The organism is Vibrio genomosp. F6 (genome assembly GCF_005146325.1).
In the GTDB taxonomy this organism is placed as follows: Bacteria; Pseudomonadota; Gammaproteobacteria; order Enterobacterales; family Vibrionaceae; genus Vibrio; species Vibrio cortegadensis.
Genome location: NZ_SYUT01000013.1, coordinates 25,180 through 41,516, shown reverse-complemented (window position 1 = coordinate 41,516; position 16,337 = coordinate 25,180). Strand labels below are relative to the sequence as shown.

15 protein-coding genes are annotated in these 16,337 nt (G+C 43.3%); 8 read left to right on the top strand and 7 right to left on the bottom strand.

Annotated features, from left to right (window positions below; translation table 11 throughout):
• Window positions 1–156 precede the first annotated feature (156 nt).
• From ettA to FCV43_RS04290, 3 genes are all read left to right on the top strand, one after another.
• A complete protein-coding gene (ettA, locus tag FCV43_RS04300; protein WP_017053105.1) occupies window positions 157–1,824 on the top strand; it encodes an energy-dependent translational throttle protein EttA in 1,668 nt (555 codons plus the stop codon).
• Between the two features lie 228 nt (window positions 1,825–2,052).
• Window positions 2,053–2,424, top strand: a complete 372-nt coding sequence (locus FCV43_RS04295; RefSeq protein WP_017053106.1) for a PilZ domain-containing protein — start codon at window positions 2,053–2,055, stop codon at window positions 2,422–2,424.
• Between the two features lie 65 nt (window positions 2,425–2,489).
• On the top strand, window positions 2,490–3,515 hold the full coding sequence (locus FCV43_RS04290) for a M23 family metallopeptidase (protein ID WP_017053107.1): 1,026 nt from the start codon (window positions 2,490–2,492) through the stop codon (window positions 3,513–3,515).
• A gap of 115 nt (window positions 3,516–3,630) precedes the next feature.
• Here the strand turns inward: FCV43_RS04290 and tyrA are convergent, their stop codons facing one another.
• From tyrA to nagZ, 3 genes are all read right to left on the bottom strand, one after another.
• Window positions 3,631–4,758: a bifunctional chorismate mutase/prephenate dehydrogenase gene (tyrA, locus tag FCV43_RS04285; protein ID WP_136994124.1), complete on the bottom strand. Its 1,128-nt coding sequence runs from the start codon at window positions 4,756–4,758 to the stop codon at window positions 3,631–3,633.
• A gap of 17 nt (window positions 4,759–4,775) precedes the next feature.
• Window positions 4,776–5,843, bottom strand: a complete 1,068-nt coding sequence (locus FCV43_RS04280) for a 3-deoxy-7-phosphoheptulonate synthase (protein ID WP_113799344.1) — start codon at window positions 5,841–5,843, stop codon at window positions 4,776–4,778.
• Between the two features lie 246 nt (window positions 5,844–6,089).
• Window positions 6,090–7,079 (bottom strand): beta-N-acetylhexosaminidase, encoded by a 990-nt coding sequence (nagZ, locus tag FCV43_RS04275; protein WP_017053660.1) that lies wholly within the window; start codon window positions 7,077–7,079, stop codon window positions 6,090–6,092.
• A 121-nt stretch (window positions 7,080–7,200) separates the two neighbouring features.
• Between nagZ and FCV43_RS04270 the strand changes: the two genes are divergently transcribed.
• Window positions 7,201–8,364 (top strand): anhydro-N-acetylmuramic acid kinase, encoded by a 1,164-nt coding sequence (locus FCV43_RS04270; RefSeq protein WP_136994132.1) that lies wholly within the window; start codon window positions 7,201–7,203, stop codon window positions 8,362–8,364.
• A gap of 9 nt (window positions 8,365–8,373) precedes the next feature.
• Window positions 8,374–9,294, top strand: a complete 921-nt coding sequence (murQ, locus tag FCV43_RS04265) for an N-acetylmuramic acid 6-phosphate etherase (RefSeq protein WP_136994123.1) — start codon at window positions 8,374–8,376, stop codon at window positions 9,292–9,294.
• Between the two features lie 71 nt (window positions 9,295–9,365).
• Here murQ and FCV43_RS04260 read toward each other — a convergent pair whose 3' ends face one another.
• Window positions 9,366–9,743, bottom strand: a complete 378-nt coding sequence (locus FCV43_RS04260) for a DUF2799 domain-containing protein (RefSeq protein WP_084654873.1) — start codon at window positions 9,741–9,743, stop codon at window positions 9,366–9,368.
• 316 nt (window positions 9,744–10,059) lie between these two features.
• On the opposite strand from FCV43_RS04260, the gene FCV43_RS04255 reads away from it, so the two are divergent.
• The 3 genes from FCV43_RS04255 to btsR all read left to right on the top strand — a co-directional run bounded on the left by FCV43_RS04255 (window position 10,060) and on the right by btsR (window position 14,151).
• Window positions 10,060–11,553 carry a carbon starvation CstA family protein gene (locus FCV43_RS04255; RefSeq protein WP_017053664.1) on the top strand — a complete coding sequence of 498 codons (1,494 nt, stop codon included), beginning with the start codon at window positions 10,060–10,062 and terminating at the stop codon, window positions 11,551–11,553.
• A gap of 174 nt (window positions 11,554–11,727) precedes the next feature.
• Window positions 11,728–13,410, top strand: a complete 1,683-nt coding sequence (locus FCV43_RS04250) for a sensor histidine kinase (protein ID WP_113799350.1) — start codon at window positions 11,728–11,730, stop codon at window positions 13,408–13,410.
• A gap of 9 nt (window positions 13,411–13,419) precedes the next feature.
• On the top strand, window positions 13,420–14,151 hold the full coding sequence (gene btsR / locus FCV43_RS04245) for a two-component system response regulator BtsR (protein WP_113799352.1): 732 nt from the start codon (window positions 13,420–13,422) through the stop codon (window positions 14,149–14,151).
• A 116-nt stretch (window positions 14,152–14,267) separates the two neighbouring features.
• On the opposite strand, the gene ispH is transcribed toward btsR, so the two are convergent.
• From ispH to lspA, 3 genes are all read right to left on the bottom strand, one after another.
• On the bottom strand, window positions 14,268–15,224 hold the full coding sequence (gene ispH, locus FCV43_RS04240) for a 4-hydroxy-3-methylbut-2-enyl diphosphate reductase (protein ID WP_017053667.1): 957 nt from the start codon (window positions 15,222–15,224) through the stop codon (window positions 14,268–14,270).
• Window positions 15,225–15,268: 44 nt separating this feature from the next.
• The gene (fkpB, locus tag FCV43_RS04235) at window positions 15,269–15,700 is read right to left on the bottom strand and encodes an FKBP-type peptidyl-prolyl cis-trans isomerase (RefSeq protein ID WP_017053668.1); all 432 of its coding nucleotides are present in this window, start codon (window positions 15,698–15,700) and stop codon (window positions 15,269–15,271) included.
• 124 nt (window positions 15,701–15,824) lie between these two features.
• On the bottom strand, window positions 15,825–16,325 hold the full coding sequence (gene lspA, locus FCV43_RS04230) for a signal peptidase II (protein ID WP_017053669.1): 501 nt from the start codon (window positions 16,323–16,325) through the stop codon (window positions 15,825–15,827).
• Window positions 16,326–16,337 lie beyond the last annotated feature (12 nt).

Here is a 16,337-nt window from a genome sequence, read left to right as displayed (position 1 = left end):
TGCATACAACTTCACCACCTAGGCATGTATACCCGCAAATTTTCACCATAAAGTCTCGGTTCATAAACCGTAAAGTCTCGCCAGAAGGTAACAAAATGGTAGCGTTTGGTATAAAATGTCCGCTTCATAATTTGCAAACATTAGGAACGATCGGCAATGGCTGAATACGTATATACCATGTCTCGGGTGAGCAAAACTGTGCCACCTAAACGTCAAATTCTAAAAGACATTTCCCTTAGTTTTTTTCCTGGCGCTAAAATCGGTGTTTTAGGTCTCAATGGTTCAGGTAAATCCACCCTACTGCGCATCATGGCTGGCCTTGATACAGACATTGATGGTGAAGCTCGTGCGCAAACTGGCTTGAAAGTCGGCTACCTGCCACAAGAACCTGTACTGGACGAATCTAAAACCGTTCGTGAGATTGTTGAAGAAGCCGTTTCTGATGTTGCAGGCGCACTGACTCGTCTTGATGCGGTATACGCTGCATACGCAGAACCAGACGCCGATTTCGACGCGCTTGCTAAAGAGCAAGGTGAGCTAGAAGCACTGATTCAAGCGAAAGATGGTCACAACCTAGAAACCGCTCTAGAGCGTGCTGCTGATGCACTTCGTCTTCCTGAATGGGATGCGAAGATTGAATTCTTATCTGGTGGTGAACGTCGTCGTGTTGCGATTTGTCGTCTACTTCTTGAAAAACCAGACATGTTACTACTTGATGAACCAACCAACCACTTGGATGCTGAATCTGTTGCATGGCTTGAGCACTTCCTTGTTGATTACAGCGGTACTGTTGTGGCAATCACCCATGACCGTTACTTCCTAGACAACGCTGCTGGCTGGATTCTAGAGCTTGACCGTGGAGAAGGCATTCCATGGGAAGGTAACTACACCTCTTGGCTAGAACAGAAAGATGAGCGTCTGAAGCAAGAAAAAGCAGGCGAAAGCGCTCGTCAAAAAACCATCGAGAAAGAACTTGAGTGGGTTCGCCAGAATCCTAAAGGCCGTCAGGCTAAATCTAAAGCTCGTATGGCGCGTTTTGAAGAGTTAACCACTGGCCAATACCAGAAGCGTAACGAAACCAACGAACTGTTCATCCCGCCGGGTGAGCGTTTAGGTGATAAAGTACTTGAAGTGAACAACCTTACTAAATCGTTTGGTGATCGAGTTCTTATCGACGACCTATCGTTCAGCATGCCTAAAGGCGCGATCGTGGGTATCGTGGGTGCCAATGGTGCGGGTAAATCAACACTATTCAAGATGCTAAGTGGCGCAGAACAGCCCGATTCCGGTACTGTGGAGCTAGGTGAAACCGTTAAGCTTGCTTCTGTTGATCAGTTCCGTGACAGCATGGACGACAAGAAAACCGTATTCCAAGAGATCTCTGAAGGCGCTGATATTATTAAGATCAACAACTTCGAAATCCCTGCGCGTGCTTACTGTTCTCGTTTCAACTTCAAAGGCAACGACCAACAGAAGATCATCGGTGAGCTTTCTGGTGGTGAACGTAACCGTGTTCACCTAGCTAAACTGCTAAAAGCGGGCGGCAACGTACTGCTACTCGATGAACCGACCAATGACCTTGATGTTGAAACCCTGCGTGCACTTGAAGAAGCTCTACTTGAGTTCCCAGGTTGTGCAATGGTTATCTCGCATGACCGTTGGTTCTTAGACCGTATTGCTACTCACATCCTAGACTACCGTGATGAAGGTCAGGTGAACTTCTACGAAGGTAACTATACTGAATACACTGAGTGGCTGAAAAAGACTTTAGGCGCTCAAGCGGCAGAACCTCATCGTATTAAATACAAACGTATGACTAAGTAATAAACCATTACGATAGAGCTTGTATTTTAATCAAAGGCCGCTATGATCAGCGGCCTTTGTGTATTGGTACGTTTGGCATAAATAAGAATACGTGATTAATTCGTTATTCATGTGGGCTTTTTTGATATCCGATTAATTGCCATAATCATTATTTGCTATGATGAGTATAAACCCAAATAATGTTGATTGATGAAATGCAATCAACCTACTGATACAGAGAGAAATATTATGGTTGAGCGACGTCGTTTTTCACGCATTATTTATCAAGCACCTGCGCTTATTTCACACGGTGAGTATGAATTAAAAACCACGATTAAAGACTTATCTTTACATGGACTACTGTTATCAGCAGAGCAAACTCCAGATCTAGAGATGAATTCGGCGGTCACCGTTTCATTTACACTGCCTGAAAGTGATATAACTATTCATCTTCAAGCGAAAGTTCTAAACACTCAAGACGATATAATTCGTCTAATCATTGATAATATTGATATTGATAGTATCAGCCACCTAAAAAGATTGGTTGAACTCAACGTGGGCGATGATCATTTACTGCACCGCGAAATAGAACATTTATCAGATCTAGGCGAAGAGGCTTAATCAAACGATTTTGCTATTGTCTGCCAATTACGTAGTCACATTAGTTAATATATACAAAAGTTAATATGTCCAAAAAAATTTCCATCATTATCCCTGCACAAAGCGGGGATCAAGCGTTTCATTTCGGTAAGAGATCAATATTAGCTATTTTGGCTACTTTAACGACCGTGCCTGCATTACTCGGTACTTTTTTGTACCAGCAATACAACGATAGCCAGTTAATGCAATCTGAAATGCATACGACTCAACAAGAGTTCGAAGCCGCCATTTCAAATCTAAAAACTGAAAAAAAGGCTATTGAAGCGCTTTATGAGGAACAAGTTGATACTAGCCACTCATTATCTCAATCACTTGAACAAAAAAATTCGCAAATCCATATTTTAGGAAAGCGCGTTTATGATGTGGAATCCGTATTAGGCTTGGCGGATGAAGACTTACTGACCAATGATAGCTCTTTAGAAGAGAGAATCGATGCCGCTGCCATTGATTCCGCCGTTCGCGCAACCATGTTTAGGTTGATTCCAAATGATAGCCCTGTCACCTATCAGCGCATCTCCTCCTCTTATGGACGCAGAACCAATCCCATTAGCGGAAAACGCCATACTCATACTGGTATAGATCTGACTTGTAAGCGCGGAGAGCAGATTTTAGCCCCTGCGGATGGTGTCGTTGAAACCGTTAGACCAAGCAAAAAAGGGTTTGGAAACTTCCTAACTGTTCGTCACTCATTCGGATTCATGAGCTCTTACGCTCACTTAAAAAGCTTCAAAGCCAAGAGTGGTCAGTTTGTCAGTAAGGGCGATGTATTAGCGACATGTGGTAACTCTGGCAATTCAACAGGCCCACACCTTCATTATGAAGTACGATTTCTAGGTCGCTCACTCAATCCACAATACCTTATGGATTGGACACCAGAAAATTTCAATTACGTATTTGAAAAAGAGAAGAAGCTGAAATGGGCTCCGCTGGTCAAATTGATTGATAACATGGTTCGCCTACAGATCAACTTAACTAATGCTCCGTATACTGACAGCAGTATCGAAACGGTATTGAGTGATGACGCAAATGATAAATCAAGCATCACTCGCTAATGCTGAATAATGCGTTATTTTAAACAATAAAAAAGAGCTGTATTTCACAGCTCTTTTTTTTGTCGATATTTCTTTTCTATATAACCTTATTATTCTATAGAGGCTTAAGGTCGAATCAAGCTCGATGAATCGCATCATTCGCTTGTTTTAATAAGTTCTGGCTCTCTTCCAAAAATTGCTGAGAGTAATCACCAAACCAATCACTGACTTGATTAAAGTTATCAACAAACGCTTCTTTATCATGCCCGTCGAGTACTTTAATGGCTTCACCAAAACTTTGATGGAAACGCTTAATCATGTCGATGTTATCTTGTGACGCGAGAATAATATCTCCGTACAGATTCGGGTCTTGACCAAACAACCGCCCTACCATTGCCAACTCTAAACGATAAATCGGAGAGCTCAGTTTCAATAACTGATCAATATTTGGATTCTCTTTACTTAGGTGTAAGCCGTAAGCAAAAGAGGTGAAGTGGCGTAATGCTTGGATTAACGTCATACCATGATCGTGCTCACCCGCCTCAATTTGGCATAAACTTGCGCCCCAAATCGAAAACTGTTTCAGCAACCATTGGTAAGACTCTTCACCACGTCCGTCACAGTAAACAATCACTTGCTTAGCTAAGCTTGGTACATCAGGGCCAAACATCGGGTGCAAACCAACAACAGGGCCGTTATGCACAGCTAACATGCTCTGCAAGGGTTTCGATTTGATAGAGGTTAAATCACATAAAATACAATCGTCAGGCAAATTACCCAGTTTTTCAATCACACCTTCAGTCAAATGAATCGGCACAGTCACGACAACAAGACCTGCATTGCTAAGTAGTTCATCCGCTTTATGCCAATCTTGGCTGCCAAGCACTTTGACGTCATAACCTGACAAACTAAACATTCGACCAAAAAGACCACCAAGCTGACCATTACCACCAATGATCACTACCGAGCGAAGCTGTGGATTCAAGCACTTGAAGCCTGAATCTTTTTCGCTGGCGTAAGATTCACGCATTGTTCTGCGTAAAATATCTTCAATCAGTTGTGGTGGCACTCCTTGCTTAGCCGCTTCTTCGCGACGAGAAGCCAGCATTGCCGCTTCTCTATCAGGTGCATAAATCGGCAAACCATGCTCGCTTTTTACTTCCCCAACCTTTTCAACTAAAGCTAAACGACGAGCAAGAAGCTCAAGCATCTGTTTATCGACGGCATCTATTTGATCGCGTAATTCGTTTAATTCAACAGCCATTAACGTCCCTTTTATCTTTATAGACGGTTTTCTAAAAACGGTACTAATTCAGTATGAGCATGTCTTAATAGTGCCTCAGTTGCATCCCAATTGATACATGCATCCGTGATAGAAACCCCGTACTTCATCTCATTCAGAGGAATATCTGAAGGCTGATTTCCTTCGTTAATATGGCTCTCAATCATTAACCCAATGATCGATTTATTGCCTTCACGAATTTGATGAATCGCGTCTTCAGCGACAAGCGGTTGACGGCGAAAATCTTTGCGTGAGTTCGCATGGCTACAATCGATCATTAACGAAGCATCTAGCCCTGTTGACGCCAACTCTTGTTCACATTCGTGTACTGAAACCGAATCGTAATTGGTCTGCTTGCCGCCACGCAAAATAACATGGCCATTAGGGTTACCTTGAGTTGTCAGTAGTGCAACTTGTCCTTCGCTGCTGATCCCCATAAAACGGTGGCTAGAAGAAGCGGCTTGCATAGCATTGATTGCTGTACCTAAATTACCGTCAGTACCATTTTTAAAACCAATTGGCATTGAAAGGCCACTTGCCATTTCACGGTGAGTTTGCGATTCAGTTGTACGAGCACCAATCGCAGCCCAGCTGAAAGTATCAGCCAAGTATTGTGGGCTAATCGGGTCAAGCGCTTCTGTCGCTAGTGGGATTTCCATCTCAGCAAGTTCAACAAGCAACTCACGACCAACATGCAAACCATGCTCAATATCGAAAGTACCGTCTAGATGAGGGTCATTGATCAAACCTTTCCAACCAACAGTGGTACGAGGCTTTTCAAAGTAAACACGCATAACAATATACAGTTGGTCGCTAAGTTGCTCCGATAAGGCTTTTAGACGTTTCGCGTACTCTTTCGCGGCTTCAATATCATGAATAGAACATGGGCCACATACAACAAGCATGCGGTGATCTTTCTTATGAATGATGTTTGCGATAGTTTGACGAGACTCTTGAATGAAACGACGAGCATTATCACTCAAAGGTAGTTTTGCTTTTAACTCCTCAGGAGTAATCAGTACCTGTTCGTCGATGATATTGACATTGCTTAATTCACTTTTTTGCATAACTCAACCTGTATATTTATTTTTACACCCAATATTTCCATTTGGGCTAACTATCTTTAAAAACACAATAACAGCTACAAAAACGATTGCAAGTGTAAACAATAAAAAACATTAAGTGTAAGATTAAATTTACACTCATATTTTAACTCGCTTTATGATGAAAATAGGATGAGAGTAAGGTTCATACATACAAAAAAGGCAATACTCAACATATCGCCTTATCTAAAATTATAATGTGTCTATTTATCACTCACTGCCAAGCATTCGCTTAATTGTCTCTGAGGCCTCTTTCCATCTAGTATCTGAGTGAAGTGTAGATAAATCAAAGCTGTGTTTTTTAAGCAATAATTGCGCTAAAGGCACGTCTTGTATCGCTAAGTGATCAAGAGCTTCAATTTGTGCATCTCGCTTATTGCACATCAACACCATATCGCAACCCGCATTCAAGGCCGCTTTTGCTCTGTCAGCCGGCCCGCCCATAATAGCGGCACCTTCCATCGTTAAGTCATCAGAGAAAACCAAGCCTTTAAAACCTAACTGTTGCTTCAACACTTTCTGTAACCAATATTGAGAGCCACTCGCAGGCTGATCATCGTAGTGAGAATAAACCACATGAGCAGGCATCATTGCATCTAATATCCCGGCTTCAATTTGTGCTTTAAATATTGCCATATCCGTTTCGAAGATGTCGTCTCTTGGATCGTAAGGGGTTTCTAAGTGGGAGTCCGCAATCACACCGCCATGTCCAGGAAAATGCTTTCCTGTTGTCGCCATTCCAACCGACTTCATACCGTTAATGAATGCACTACTATGACGAACAATGGTCTCAATATCTTCACCAAACGCTCGATTGCCAATCGCTTTGCAGTCGTGGCCTTTGTCCAATACAGGCGCAAAACTCAGATCAATATCGTGGGCAATCAGCTCCGCAGCCATCAACCAGCCAGCCTGCTCTGCTAATTGCTCACCATTATTCTTTGTCGCAAATTCTTGAGCGGCTGGGATAATCGAAAAACCGTCGCGAAAACGCTGTACTCGACCACCTTCTTGATCAACCCCGATCAGTATTGGGCGTTTTGCAGCCTTGCGGATCGCTTTATTCAACGCTGACAGTTGTTTGCTATCGTGATAATTTCTAGCAAATAGGATGAGGCCCCCAACCGTTGGATGCTCTAAAATTTCTCTGTCTTCAGCGGTCAGCTCGTAGCCTGCAACATCAACCCACAACGGTCCCATATTTATCCCTTTTTAAACCAAATTTCATACACTTCACGAGATTATTCCCTTTGAATTTGCTTTACAATGTTTTTAAACCAATCTTTGGAAGAGTTTAGGAATGCGGTTCAAGAGCTTAAGAATAGATCATAAAGAACTTTATATTGGCGTGATGTCTGGAACGAGTATGGACGGTGTTGATACCGCTTTAGTTTCCATTGAGGGTACTAACATCACTCTACTCGCGCATGATGAATTTCCTATGCCAAGCGAACTGAAAGAACGTCTTCTTAAAGTCTGTATTGGGCAAAAAACCGATCTGATTGCGATTGGCGAGTTGGACCACCAGCTTGGTCACCTATTTGCCGATGCCGTACTGCAACTCCTCGAAAAATCGAACACTCTGGCCTCTGCGGTCACTGCCATTGGTAACCATGGGCAGACCGTGTTTCACCAGCCAACGGGTGATGCTCCATTTACCATGCAACTCGGTGATGCCAATATTATTTCGGCACGGACAAATATTTCGACTGTGGCTGACTTTCGCCGTAAAGATATGGCCTTAGGAGGGCAAGGTGCTCCACTGGTTCCGGCCTTTCATCAGCATATTTTCAGCACACAAGATTCAACGGTCGTGGTTCTGAATATCGGCGGTATTTCAAATATTTCCGTACTTCCAGCGCAATTAAACCCTGAACATCCGAGTGACATCAATTTTGAGCCTAGCGTTATTGGTTATGATACAGGTCCTGGCAATATGCTTATGGATGCATGGATTAAAAAGCAGCTCGGGGAGCAATATGATCATGATGGGCAATATGCTCAAAGTGGGCAAGTCAGTGAACCATTACTAAACCAACTGTTAAGTGATGATTATTTCACTCAAGCCGCGCCCAAAAGTACCGGAAGAGAGCGGTTTAATTTACCTTGGTTAGAATTACAATTAGCCCACCACTCACTTACGGGTGAAGATGTACAAGCAACACTACTGGAGTTCACTGCGGTTTCAGTTGCCAATGAAGTGTTGCGTTATCAAGTAGGAAATAAGCCCGAACTGTTAGTTTGTGGCGGTGGCGTAAGAAATACGTTTCTCATGGCTCGCCTGCAACAGTTGCTTCCAAATTGGATAGTAGCTTCGACACAAACTAAAGGTATTGATAGTGACTATATGGAAGCGATGGCTTTCGCATGGTTAGCTCATCAACGCATTCATGGCTTACCAAGCAACTTGCCACAAGTAACAGGAGCAAGCCGACTTGCTTCTCTCGGGGTAATTTACCCTATCGATCCCTGTCATGTGGATTAAGGATATTTAATGACAAACGACGCTCTACTTTCAGCGCTTTCACAATTAGTGTCTGAAGGACGTAACCCTGAGACCATGGATATCGATTTGCTTTCGGCGCATGAAATCATCCAACGGATCAATCAACAAGATAAACAAGTTCCCATAGCGGTCGAAAAAGTGATTCCAGAGATCGCGCAAGCCGTTGAAAAAATTACTGCTGCTTTCAAGTCTGGCGGGCGTTTGATCTACATGGGAGCCGGAACCAGTGGCCGCTTAGGCGTGCTCGATGCTTCGGAGTGCCCACCCACTTTTGGCGTGTCAGATCAAATGGTGATCGGTTTAATTGCCGGTGGTCCAAAAGCCATTCTAAAAGCGCAAGAAGGGGCGGAAGATTCACTGGAACTCGGTGAACAAGATCTCAAAAACATCCAATTTAATATCAATGATGTGGTGGTTGGGATCGCGGCAAGTGGTCGCACACCTTATGTAATAGGAGCTTTGGAGTACGCGAATGACATTGGAGCCACAACCGTTGCACTCTCTTGCAACCCAAACTCTCCTATCGCGGATATCGCCAATATCGCGATTTGCCCAGTCGTAGGCCCAGAAGTACTGACAGGTTCGACACGTTTGAAATCTGGAACCGCACAAAAACTCGTACTGAATATGCTCACGACCGCCAGTATGATCCGCTTAGGTAAAAGTTATCAGAACTTGATGGTCGACGTGAAGGCAACAAATGAAAAGTTAGTTGCGCGCGCCGTCAGAATTGTCATGCAAGCGACCGACTGCCCAAAATCATTAGCCGTGATTACGCTGAAACACACAGACTATGATGTAAAACTGGCAATATTGATGATCTTAACGGATCTCAACTTAGACGAAGCGAAAGAACAATTAAGCCATCAACAAGGGTTCTTACGTAAAGCGGTAGAGCAATCTAAATAACATCAGTCATCCATAGTTCAGCAGTAATGTTGGCTATGGATCTGGCTATGGATGATTCAGAATGACCGGCTCTAATTATTTGAATCTGCCCAGCCACGTTGCCATTCCATTCGGAACCGTTGAGCTTCCTCTGTCCCTTCACATACTCCCTCATAATTAAAACCCGACAAACCAATCTGATAAGCATGATCAGGATTACAATACTCCGCCACACCTTTTAAGTAACCTTGGTCATAATCGGCTTGATTTGCCTGCCCAAACTTATTCAACGCACTATAACTGCGTTGAGTCTGGCCTCTTAACCCATCACGATATCCAATTTCAGACCAGTCCCCATCTTCTGCTAACTGCTGTGTCGATGCCGCGCATCCCGCCAAACCAATTAACAGGCCAACTACTATTGTTTTTCTCACACTCAATCCTTTGTAGTACTCATTTATGGTGCACATTAATTTTCAATTAGGCTCAACAGAATCACCGTATTTTAGCCAAACTTAGACGTTTAATATCTAAGAGGTTCACCCGCTCAGAATAAGGTTAGTTTACCAAAACTCTTCGCAGACAATCATAATAATAATCCACTTTCATATCACTGACGATTTCTCGAAATAGCCAAAACCACTTAACGTTAATGGCTACCACTTAATTCGCTATTCCACCACTCACCTTAGAAGCGCATGACGTGAGCGAGTGGCAGTTTTACTATCTCATACGACAGATAAACTTAACCTGAATTCGGAATACAAATAGAAGGGATAACAAATTATGATGTGGTTTCTAACTTGTGTGGCCGCACTAATCGGTGGCTATTTTATTTACGGTGCTTTCATTGAGAAAGTATTTGGTATTAATGAAAACCGCCCTACACCAGCAATAACAAAACAAGATGGTGTGGATTACGTACCAATGTCGACCAAGAAAGTCTATTTGGTTCAGCTACTCAACATTGCAGGCGTTGGTCCAATTTTCGGCCCTATCATGGGTGCGCTTTACGGCCCCGCGGCAATGCTATGGATTGTCATTGGTTGTATCTTTGCCGGTGCCGTTCATGACTACTTCTCCGGTATGCTCTCTATTCGAAATGGCGGCGCATCAGTACCTACAATCACAGGTCGATACCTAGGCAATGGCGCAAAACATTTCATGAACATTTTTGCCATTATTCTACTTCTACTTGTTGGTGTGGTTTTCGTTTCAGCGCCTGCTGGCATGATCACTACTTTAGTTAACGATCAAACTGATATCGCTATGTCGATGACAACGATGGTCATCATTATCTTCGCTTACTACATTCTCGCTACCGTGGTTCCGGTAGACAAAATTATTGGCCGTTTCTACCCATTCTTTGGTGCACTGCTGATTTTCATGTCTGTCGGTCTTATCACTGCAATTGGCTTATCAGATGAACATACAATTTTAGGCGGCTATGAAGTGAGCGACATGTTCACTAATATGAACCCTAACGATCTGCCACTTTGGCCTGCTCTATTCATCACTATCGCTTGTGGTGCAATCTCTGGCTTCCACGCTACCCAATCTCCTTTGATGGCGCGCTGCATGGAAAACGAAAAGAATGGTCGCTTTGTCTTCTACGGAGCAATGATTGGTGAAGGCATTATCGCGCTGATCTGGTGTGCACTTGCCTTGTCTTTCTTCGGCTCAGTAGATTCTCTTGCAGAAGCGATTAAGAATGGCGGTCCGGGTAACGTCGTGTACAGCGCTTCATTTGGTCTGCTTGGTGTATTTGGTGGCGTGTTGGCTTTCCTTGGTGTGGTTATTTTGCCTATCACTTCTGGCGATACCGCTTTCCGTTCAAGCCGCTTGATTTTGGCTGAATACTTCAACATGGAACAGAAAACACTGCGTAACCGTCTATTTATGGCACTGCCTCTGTTTGTTCTTGGTGGAATCTTAACTCAAGTTGATTTCGGTATCATCTGGCGCTACTTCGGTTTTGCTAACCAATCGACAGCAGTGATGATGCTATGGACGGCTTCAGCTTACCTACTACGCCACAATAAACTGCATTGGGTTGCGACGGTTCCAGCGATATTTATGACCACTGTTTGTGTGACCTTTATTCTAAGCAATAGCCAACTCGGTTTCGGCTTACCAATGACGGTTTCAACCATTGCAGGGATTGTGACGGCACTATCCGTTACTGCTTATGTGATTAAACGTTCAAAAGGCAAAGGTGACGACTTTGCTGATGAAGATGAAACATCCGATAAAACTAAAGCTGTCACTGAAACAGCGTAAGCGTCAACGTTACCTTCACTTGCTAAATTAAGAAAAAACCCATCTCCGTGATGGGTTTTATTTTATCTCTTAAAAACAAAAGGAGATCGATTCAGTCAGTTTTAATCACGAAAGCTCAACACATCCTAGTAGTTTGCTTTAAAATACACCCTATATCTCCCCTAGGTGACAATTATGGAATTGGTTTTATCTCTGCTTCAGCAGATGTGTGTTTACCTTGTACTGGCCTACATGCTAAGTAAAACACCCATTTTTTTGCCTCTACTGAACATCTCATCTCGTTTCAGTCATAAGTTCAGTTGCTACGTTTTATTCTCCCTTTTTTGTATCATGGGCACCTATTTCGGTTTGCAGATCAACGATGCGATAGCCAATACCAGAGCCATTGGCGCGGTAATGGGCGGGCTATTTGGAGGCCCAATTGTCGGATTTGCTGTCGGTCTAACTGGCGGAATACACCGTTATACATTAGGTGGATTTACCGATGTAGCTTGTGCCATTTCAACGACAGCTGAAGGCTTAATTGGCGGACTACTGCATATTTACTTAGTACGTAAAGATAAGAGCGAGCAACTGTTTAATCCGGTGGTGGTATTTAGCATCACTCTGGTTGCGGAAATTGTTCAAATGCTGCTGCTTCTATTGGTCGCTAAACCTTTCGACCAAGCTTATGCTCTCGTCTCTGATATTGCAGCACCAATGATCATCGCAAACTCCGTTGGTGCAGCCCTTTTCATGAGTATCCTTCAGGACAGGAAAACCATTTTTGAAAAATATTCAGCCACTTTCTCACGTCGAGCACTCTCGATTGCAGATCGCTCTGTCGGCATTTTGCACACCGGGTTCAACTCCGAAAATGCAGAAAAAATTGCTCGTATCGTTTACGAAGAGACCAACGTCGGCGCTGTCGCCATCACAGATAAAGAGAAAATTCTCGCGTTTGTAGGCATTGGCGATGATCACCATAAACCCAATACTGTCATATCTTCTCAATGCACCCTCTCCTCTATGGAGAAAAACGATATTATCTATTTAGATGGGACAGAAAATCCTTACCAGTGCTCAATTTCTTCTGAATGTAAACTTGGTTCAGCACTCATTATCCCTCTGAGAGCAGGAAGCGAGGTGGTTGGAACCATTAAGTTGTATGAACCTCGTAGGAAACTCTTCTCGACGATTAATATGTCGATGGCAGAAGGGATCGCCCAACTTCTTTCAAGCCAGATCCTTTATTGTGACTATCAACAGCAGCAGACCTTACTCACTCAAGCAGAGATCAAATTGCTGCACGCACAAGTTAACCCGCATTTTCTGTTTAATGCACTTAATACCATCAGTGCGATCACGCGCAGAGATCCAGACAAAGCACGAGAACTCATACAGCACCTTTCACACTTCTTCCGTAGCAACTTAAAGCAGAATATCGAGACGGTGACGCTGAAAGATGAGTTGGCACACGTCAATGCATACCTAACCATAGAAAAGGCGAGATTTACCGATAGGTTAGAGGTTGAATTTGATATCGAGCCTAGGTTACTGGAAGTCAAAATCCCTAGTTTTACTCTGCAACCTTTAGTCGAAAACGCGATTAAACACGGTATTTCAAATTTACTGGAAGGTGGCTGCGTCAAGATTTATAGCCAACAATGTAAGCAGGGCTATCAAATTGTGGTGGAGGATAATGCGGGAGCTTATGTTAAACCGGAGTCTGATCACTCGGGGTTAGGCTTAGATATTGTAAGTAAACGCCTCACCAATAAGTTGGGCCGTGACATAACACTAAAAATAGAAGTAAAACCACAGCACTACACTCGAATGAGCTTTATCATTCTTCCTTCAAATCAAGCTGACCATTAAGGCGATTGAATGTTAACTGCACTTGTCATAGATGATGAACTTTTTGCTCGGGAAGAGCTTGCAGAGTTACTGGCACAAACGGGCGAAATTGATGTCGTCGATCTTGCAAGCAACGCTATCGAAGGCCTACAGAAGATCAACAGTTTGAAACCTGATGTGGTTTTTCTCGATATTCAGATGCCTCAGATTTCAGGTATCGAACTGTTGAGCATGCTGGATCCGGACACCATGCCAACGGTAGTGTTTGTGACGGCTTTTGATCAATACGCAATACAAGCTTTTGAAGATAATGCTTTTGATTATCTTTTGAAACCTGTCGATCCTTGCCGCCTAAAGAAAACCGTTTCTCGTCTCGTTAAAGTTGCCCGTTTTAACGCTCAATCCGAGCCACAAAACATCGCTGCGATTGCCCCCACGCACTTAGACCAGATTCCTTGTGTTGGACATAATCGTATTATGATCATTGCTACAGAAAACGTTGAATGTGCCTATAGTGATATCAGTGGTGTGCATGTTAGAACGCAAAACCAAACCGCATCGACTCAGTTAACGCTGAAAAATTTGGAAGAGAAAACTGACTTGATCCGATGTCACCGCCAGTATTTGGTCAGCATAAAAGCGATTAAAGAGATCAAACTATTGGAAAATGGATTGGCCGAGATCCTCACACTGACGGATTATGAAATTCCAGTCAGTCGACGGTTTTTAAAAGCTCTGAAAGAGACCTTAGGGATCCAGTAGACGTTTTGATACGTTTTGATACGTTTTGATACGTTTTGATCAGATTCAGTCAATTAACACCCATAAAAAAAGCGACCTCAAATAGGGTCGCCTTTTACAATCATAATGAAATGCAATTAATCAATCTGCTTGATTTGTAACTCTTTTGGCACTTCAAAGAACATATTCTCTTCACGACCAGAGACCTCTTCAATGCTCTGAGCGCCGAGTTCTTGAATGCGATCTAGGATCTGTTTCACCAACTCTTCAGGTGCCGATGCCCCCGCCGTCACACCAATTTTCAATTTAGCCTCAAACCATTCAGGGTTAATATCTTCAGGGCAATCAATTAAGTAGCCTGGAGTGCCTAGCTTTTCAGCTAACTCTTTCAAACGGGTAGAATTTGATGAGTTTTTAGAGCCGACGACAACGACTACATCAACATCTTCCGCTAACTCACGAACCGCATCTTGACGGTTTTGAGTCGCGTAACAAATGTCATCTTTACGCGGCCCTTGGATCTCAGGGAACACTTCACGCAACTTCTCAATCACGTCAGACGTTTCATCTACAGATAGGGTCGTTTGGCTCACATAGTGCAAGTGACTCGGATCGTTGACGACGAGTTTCTCTACATCTTCTGGCTTCTCGACTAAATACATCCCACCCGTTTGGCTGGCGTACTGCCCCATTGTGCCTTCGACTTCTGGATGTCCAGCGTGACCAATGAGCACCACTTCCATATTCTTACGGCTTGCACGAGCCACTTCCATATGCACTTTGGTCACCAGAGGACAAGTCGCATCAAAGACCGTAAGCTCTCGCTCTTTGGCTTCTTGTCGAACCGCTTGCGATACACCATGAGCTGAAAAAATCACAATATTATCGTCTGGCACTTCATTCAGTTCTTCGACAAAAATGGCACCACGCTGCTTTAACCCTTCAACCACAAAACGGTTATGCACCACTTCATGGCGAACATAAATCGGCGGCTGATACAGTTCAAGTGCGCGCTCAACGATACTAATGGCACGATCCACTCCGGCACAAAAACCTCGTGGATTGGCTAACATGATTTTCATTTCATTGCTCATGGGTATTATCTTATTTGGTCGGCTATTTTACGTTAAACGATGAGTTACTCAACAGACAAAATTTCAACTTCAAAAGTGACATCTTGCCCTGCCAGTGGATGGTTAAAATCCACCGTCACTGAATCGCCCGCAATATCGGCGATGATACCAGGAATTTCCATACCATCCGGCCCACTAAACGCCATGATAGTGCCAACTTCAACCTCTGCATCACCAACAAATTTAGCTCTGTCCATATGATGGATATTGTCTGGGTTTGGCATGCCAAAAGCATCTTCAGCTTTAAGCTCTATCGCTTGCTTCTCACCCACTTGAAGCCCGATTAAACACTGCTCAAAACTGTCACTTAGGCTACCATCTCCGATAACAAGTTTCGCTGGCTTATCCATGCTATGTGTACTATCAGCAACAGAACCATCACTCAGTTTAATCGTAAAATGCAGGGTTACTGCGCTCTCTTTTTGTATTGTTGTCACGTTGGTTCTTCCTTGGGTCAATTTAATGTTCGTTATTGTTTTTATACGTTTAACTTAAATAACAAAAAGCGCCGACCGAATCAACGGACAGCGCTTAAGGTTATTCTAATTTTGAGCGAGGCGGTTACTTTGCATCGTCTTTTTTACGAAAACCATCAAGGATGATCATCGCAGCGCCAACACAAATCGTAGAGTCCGCTAAATTAAAGGCCGGCCAATGATACGTTCCCCAAAAGAAATCGAGATAATCGACAACAAAACCATGAACAACTCGATCAAATACATTGCCGACTGCACCACCAATAATCATGGCGTAAGCAATATTGTTCCATTTATCTTTTGCAGGTAACTTACTCATCCAATAGGTGAGCATTGCCGTTACAGCAAAAGCGATACCAGTAAACAACCAACGTTGCCAACCCGCTTGATCACTCAAAAAGCTAAACGCAGCACCGTAGTTATGCACATACAAAAAATTAAAGAAGGGCAATACTTCAATGCGATTCGCCCAGCCATAACCAATGTTATCCATCACGAATAATTTGATGCTAATGTCGGCAATAAAGATCAGCACAGCAAGCCATAACCAACGAACACCAGACTGTTTCAATGTTACTTCTGTCATTCCAAATCCTAA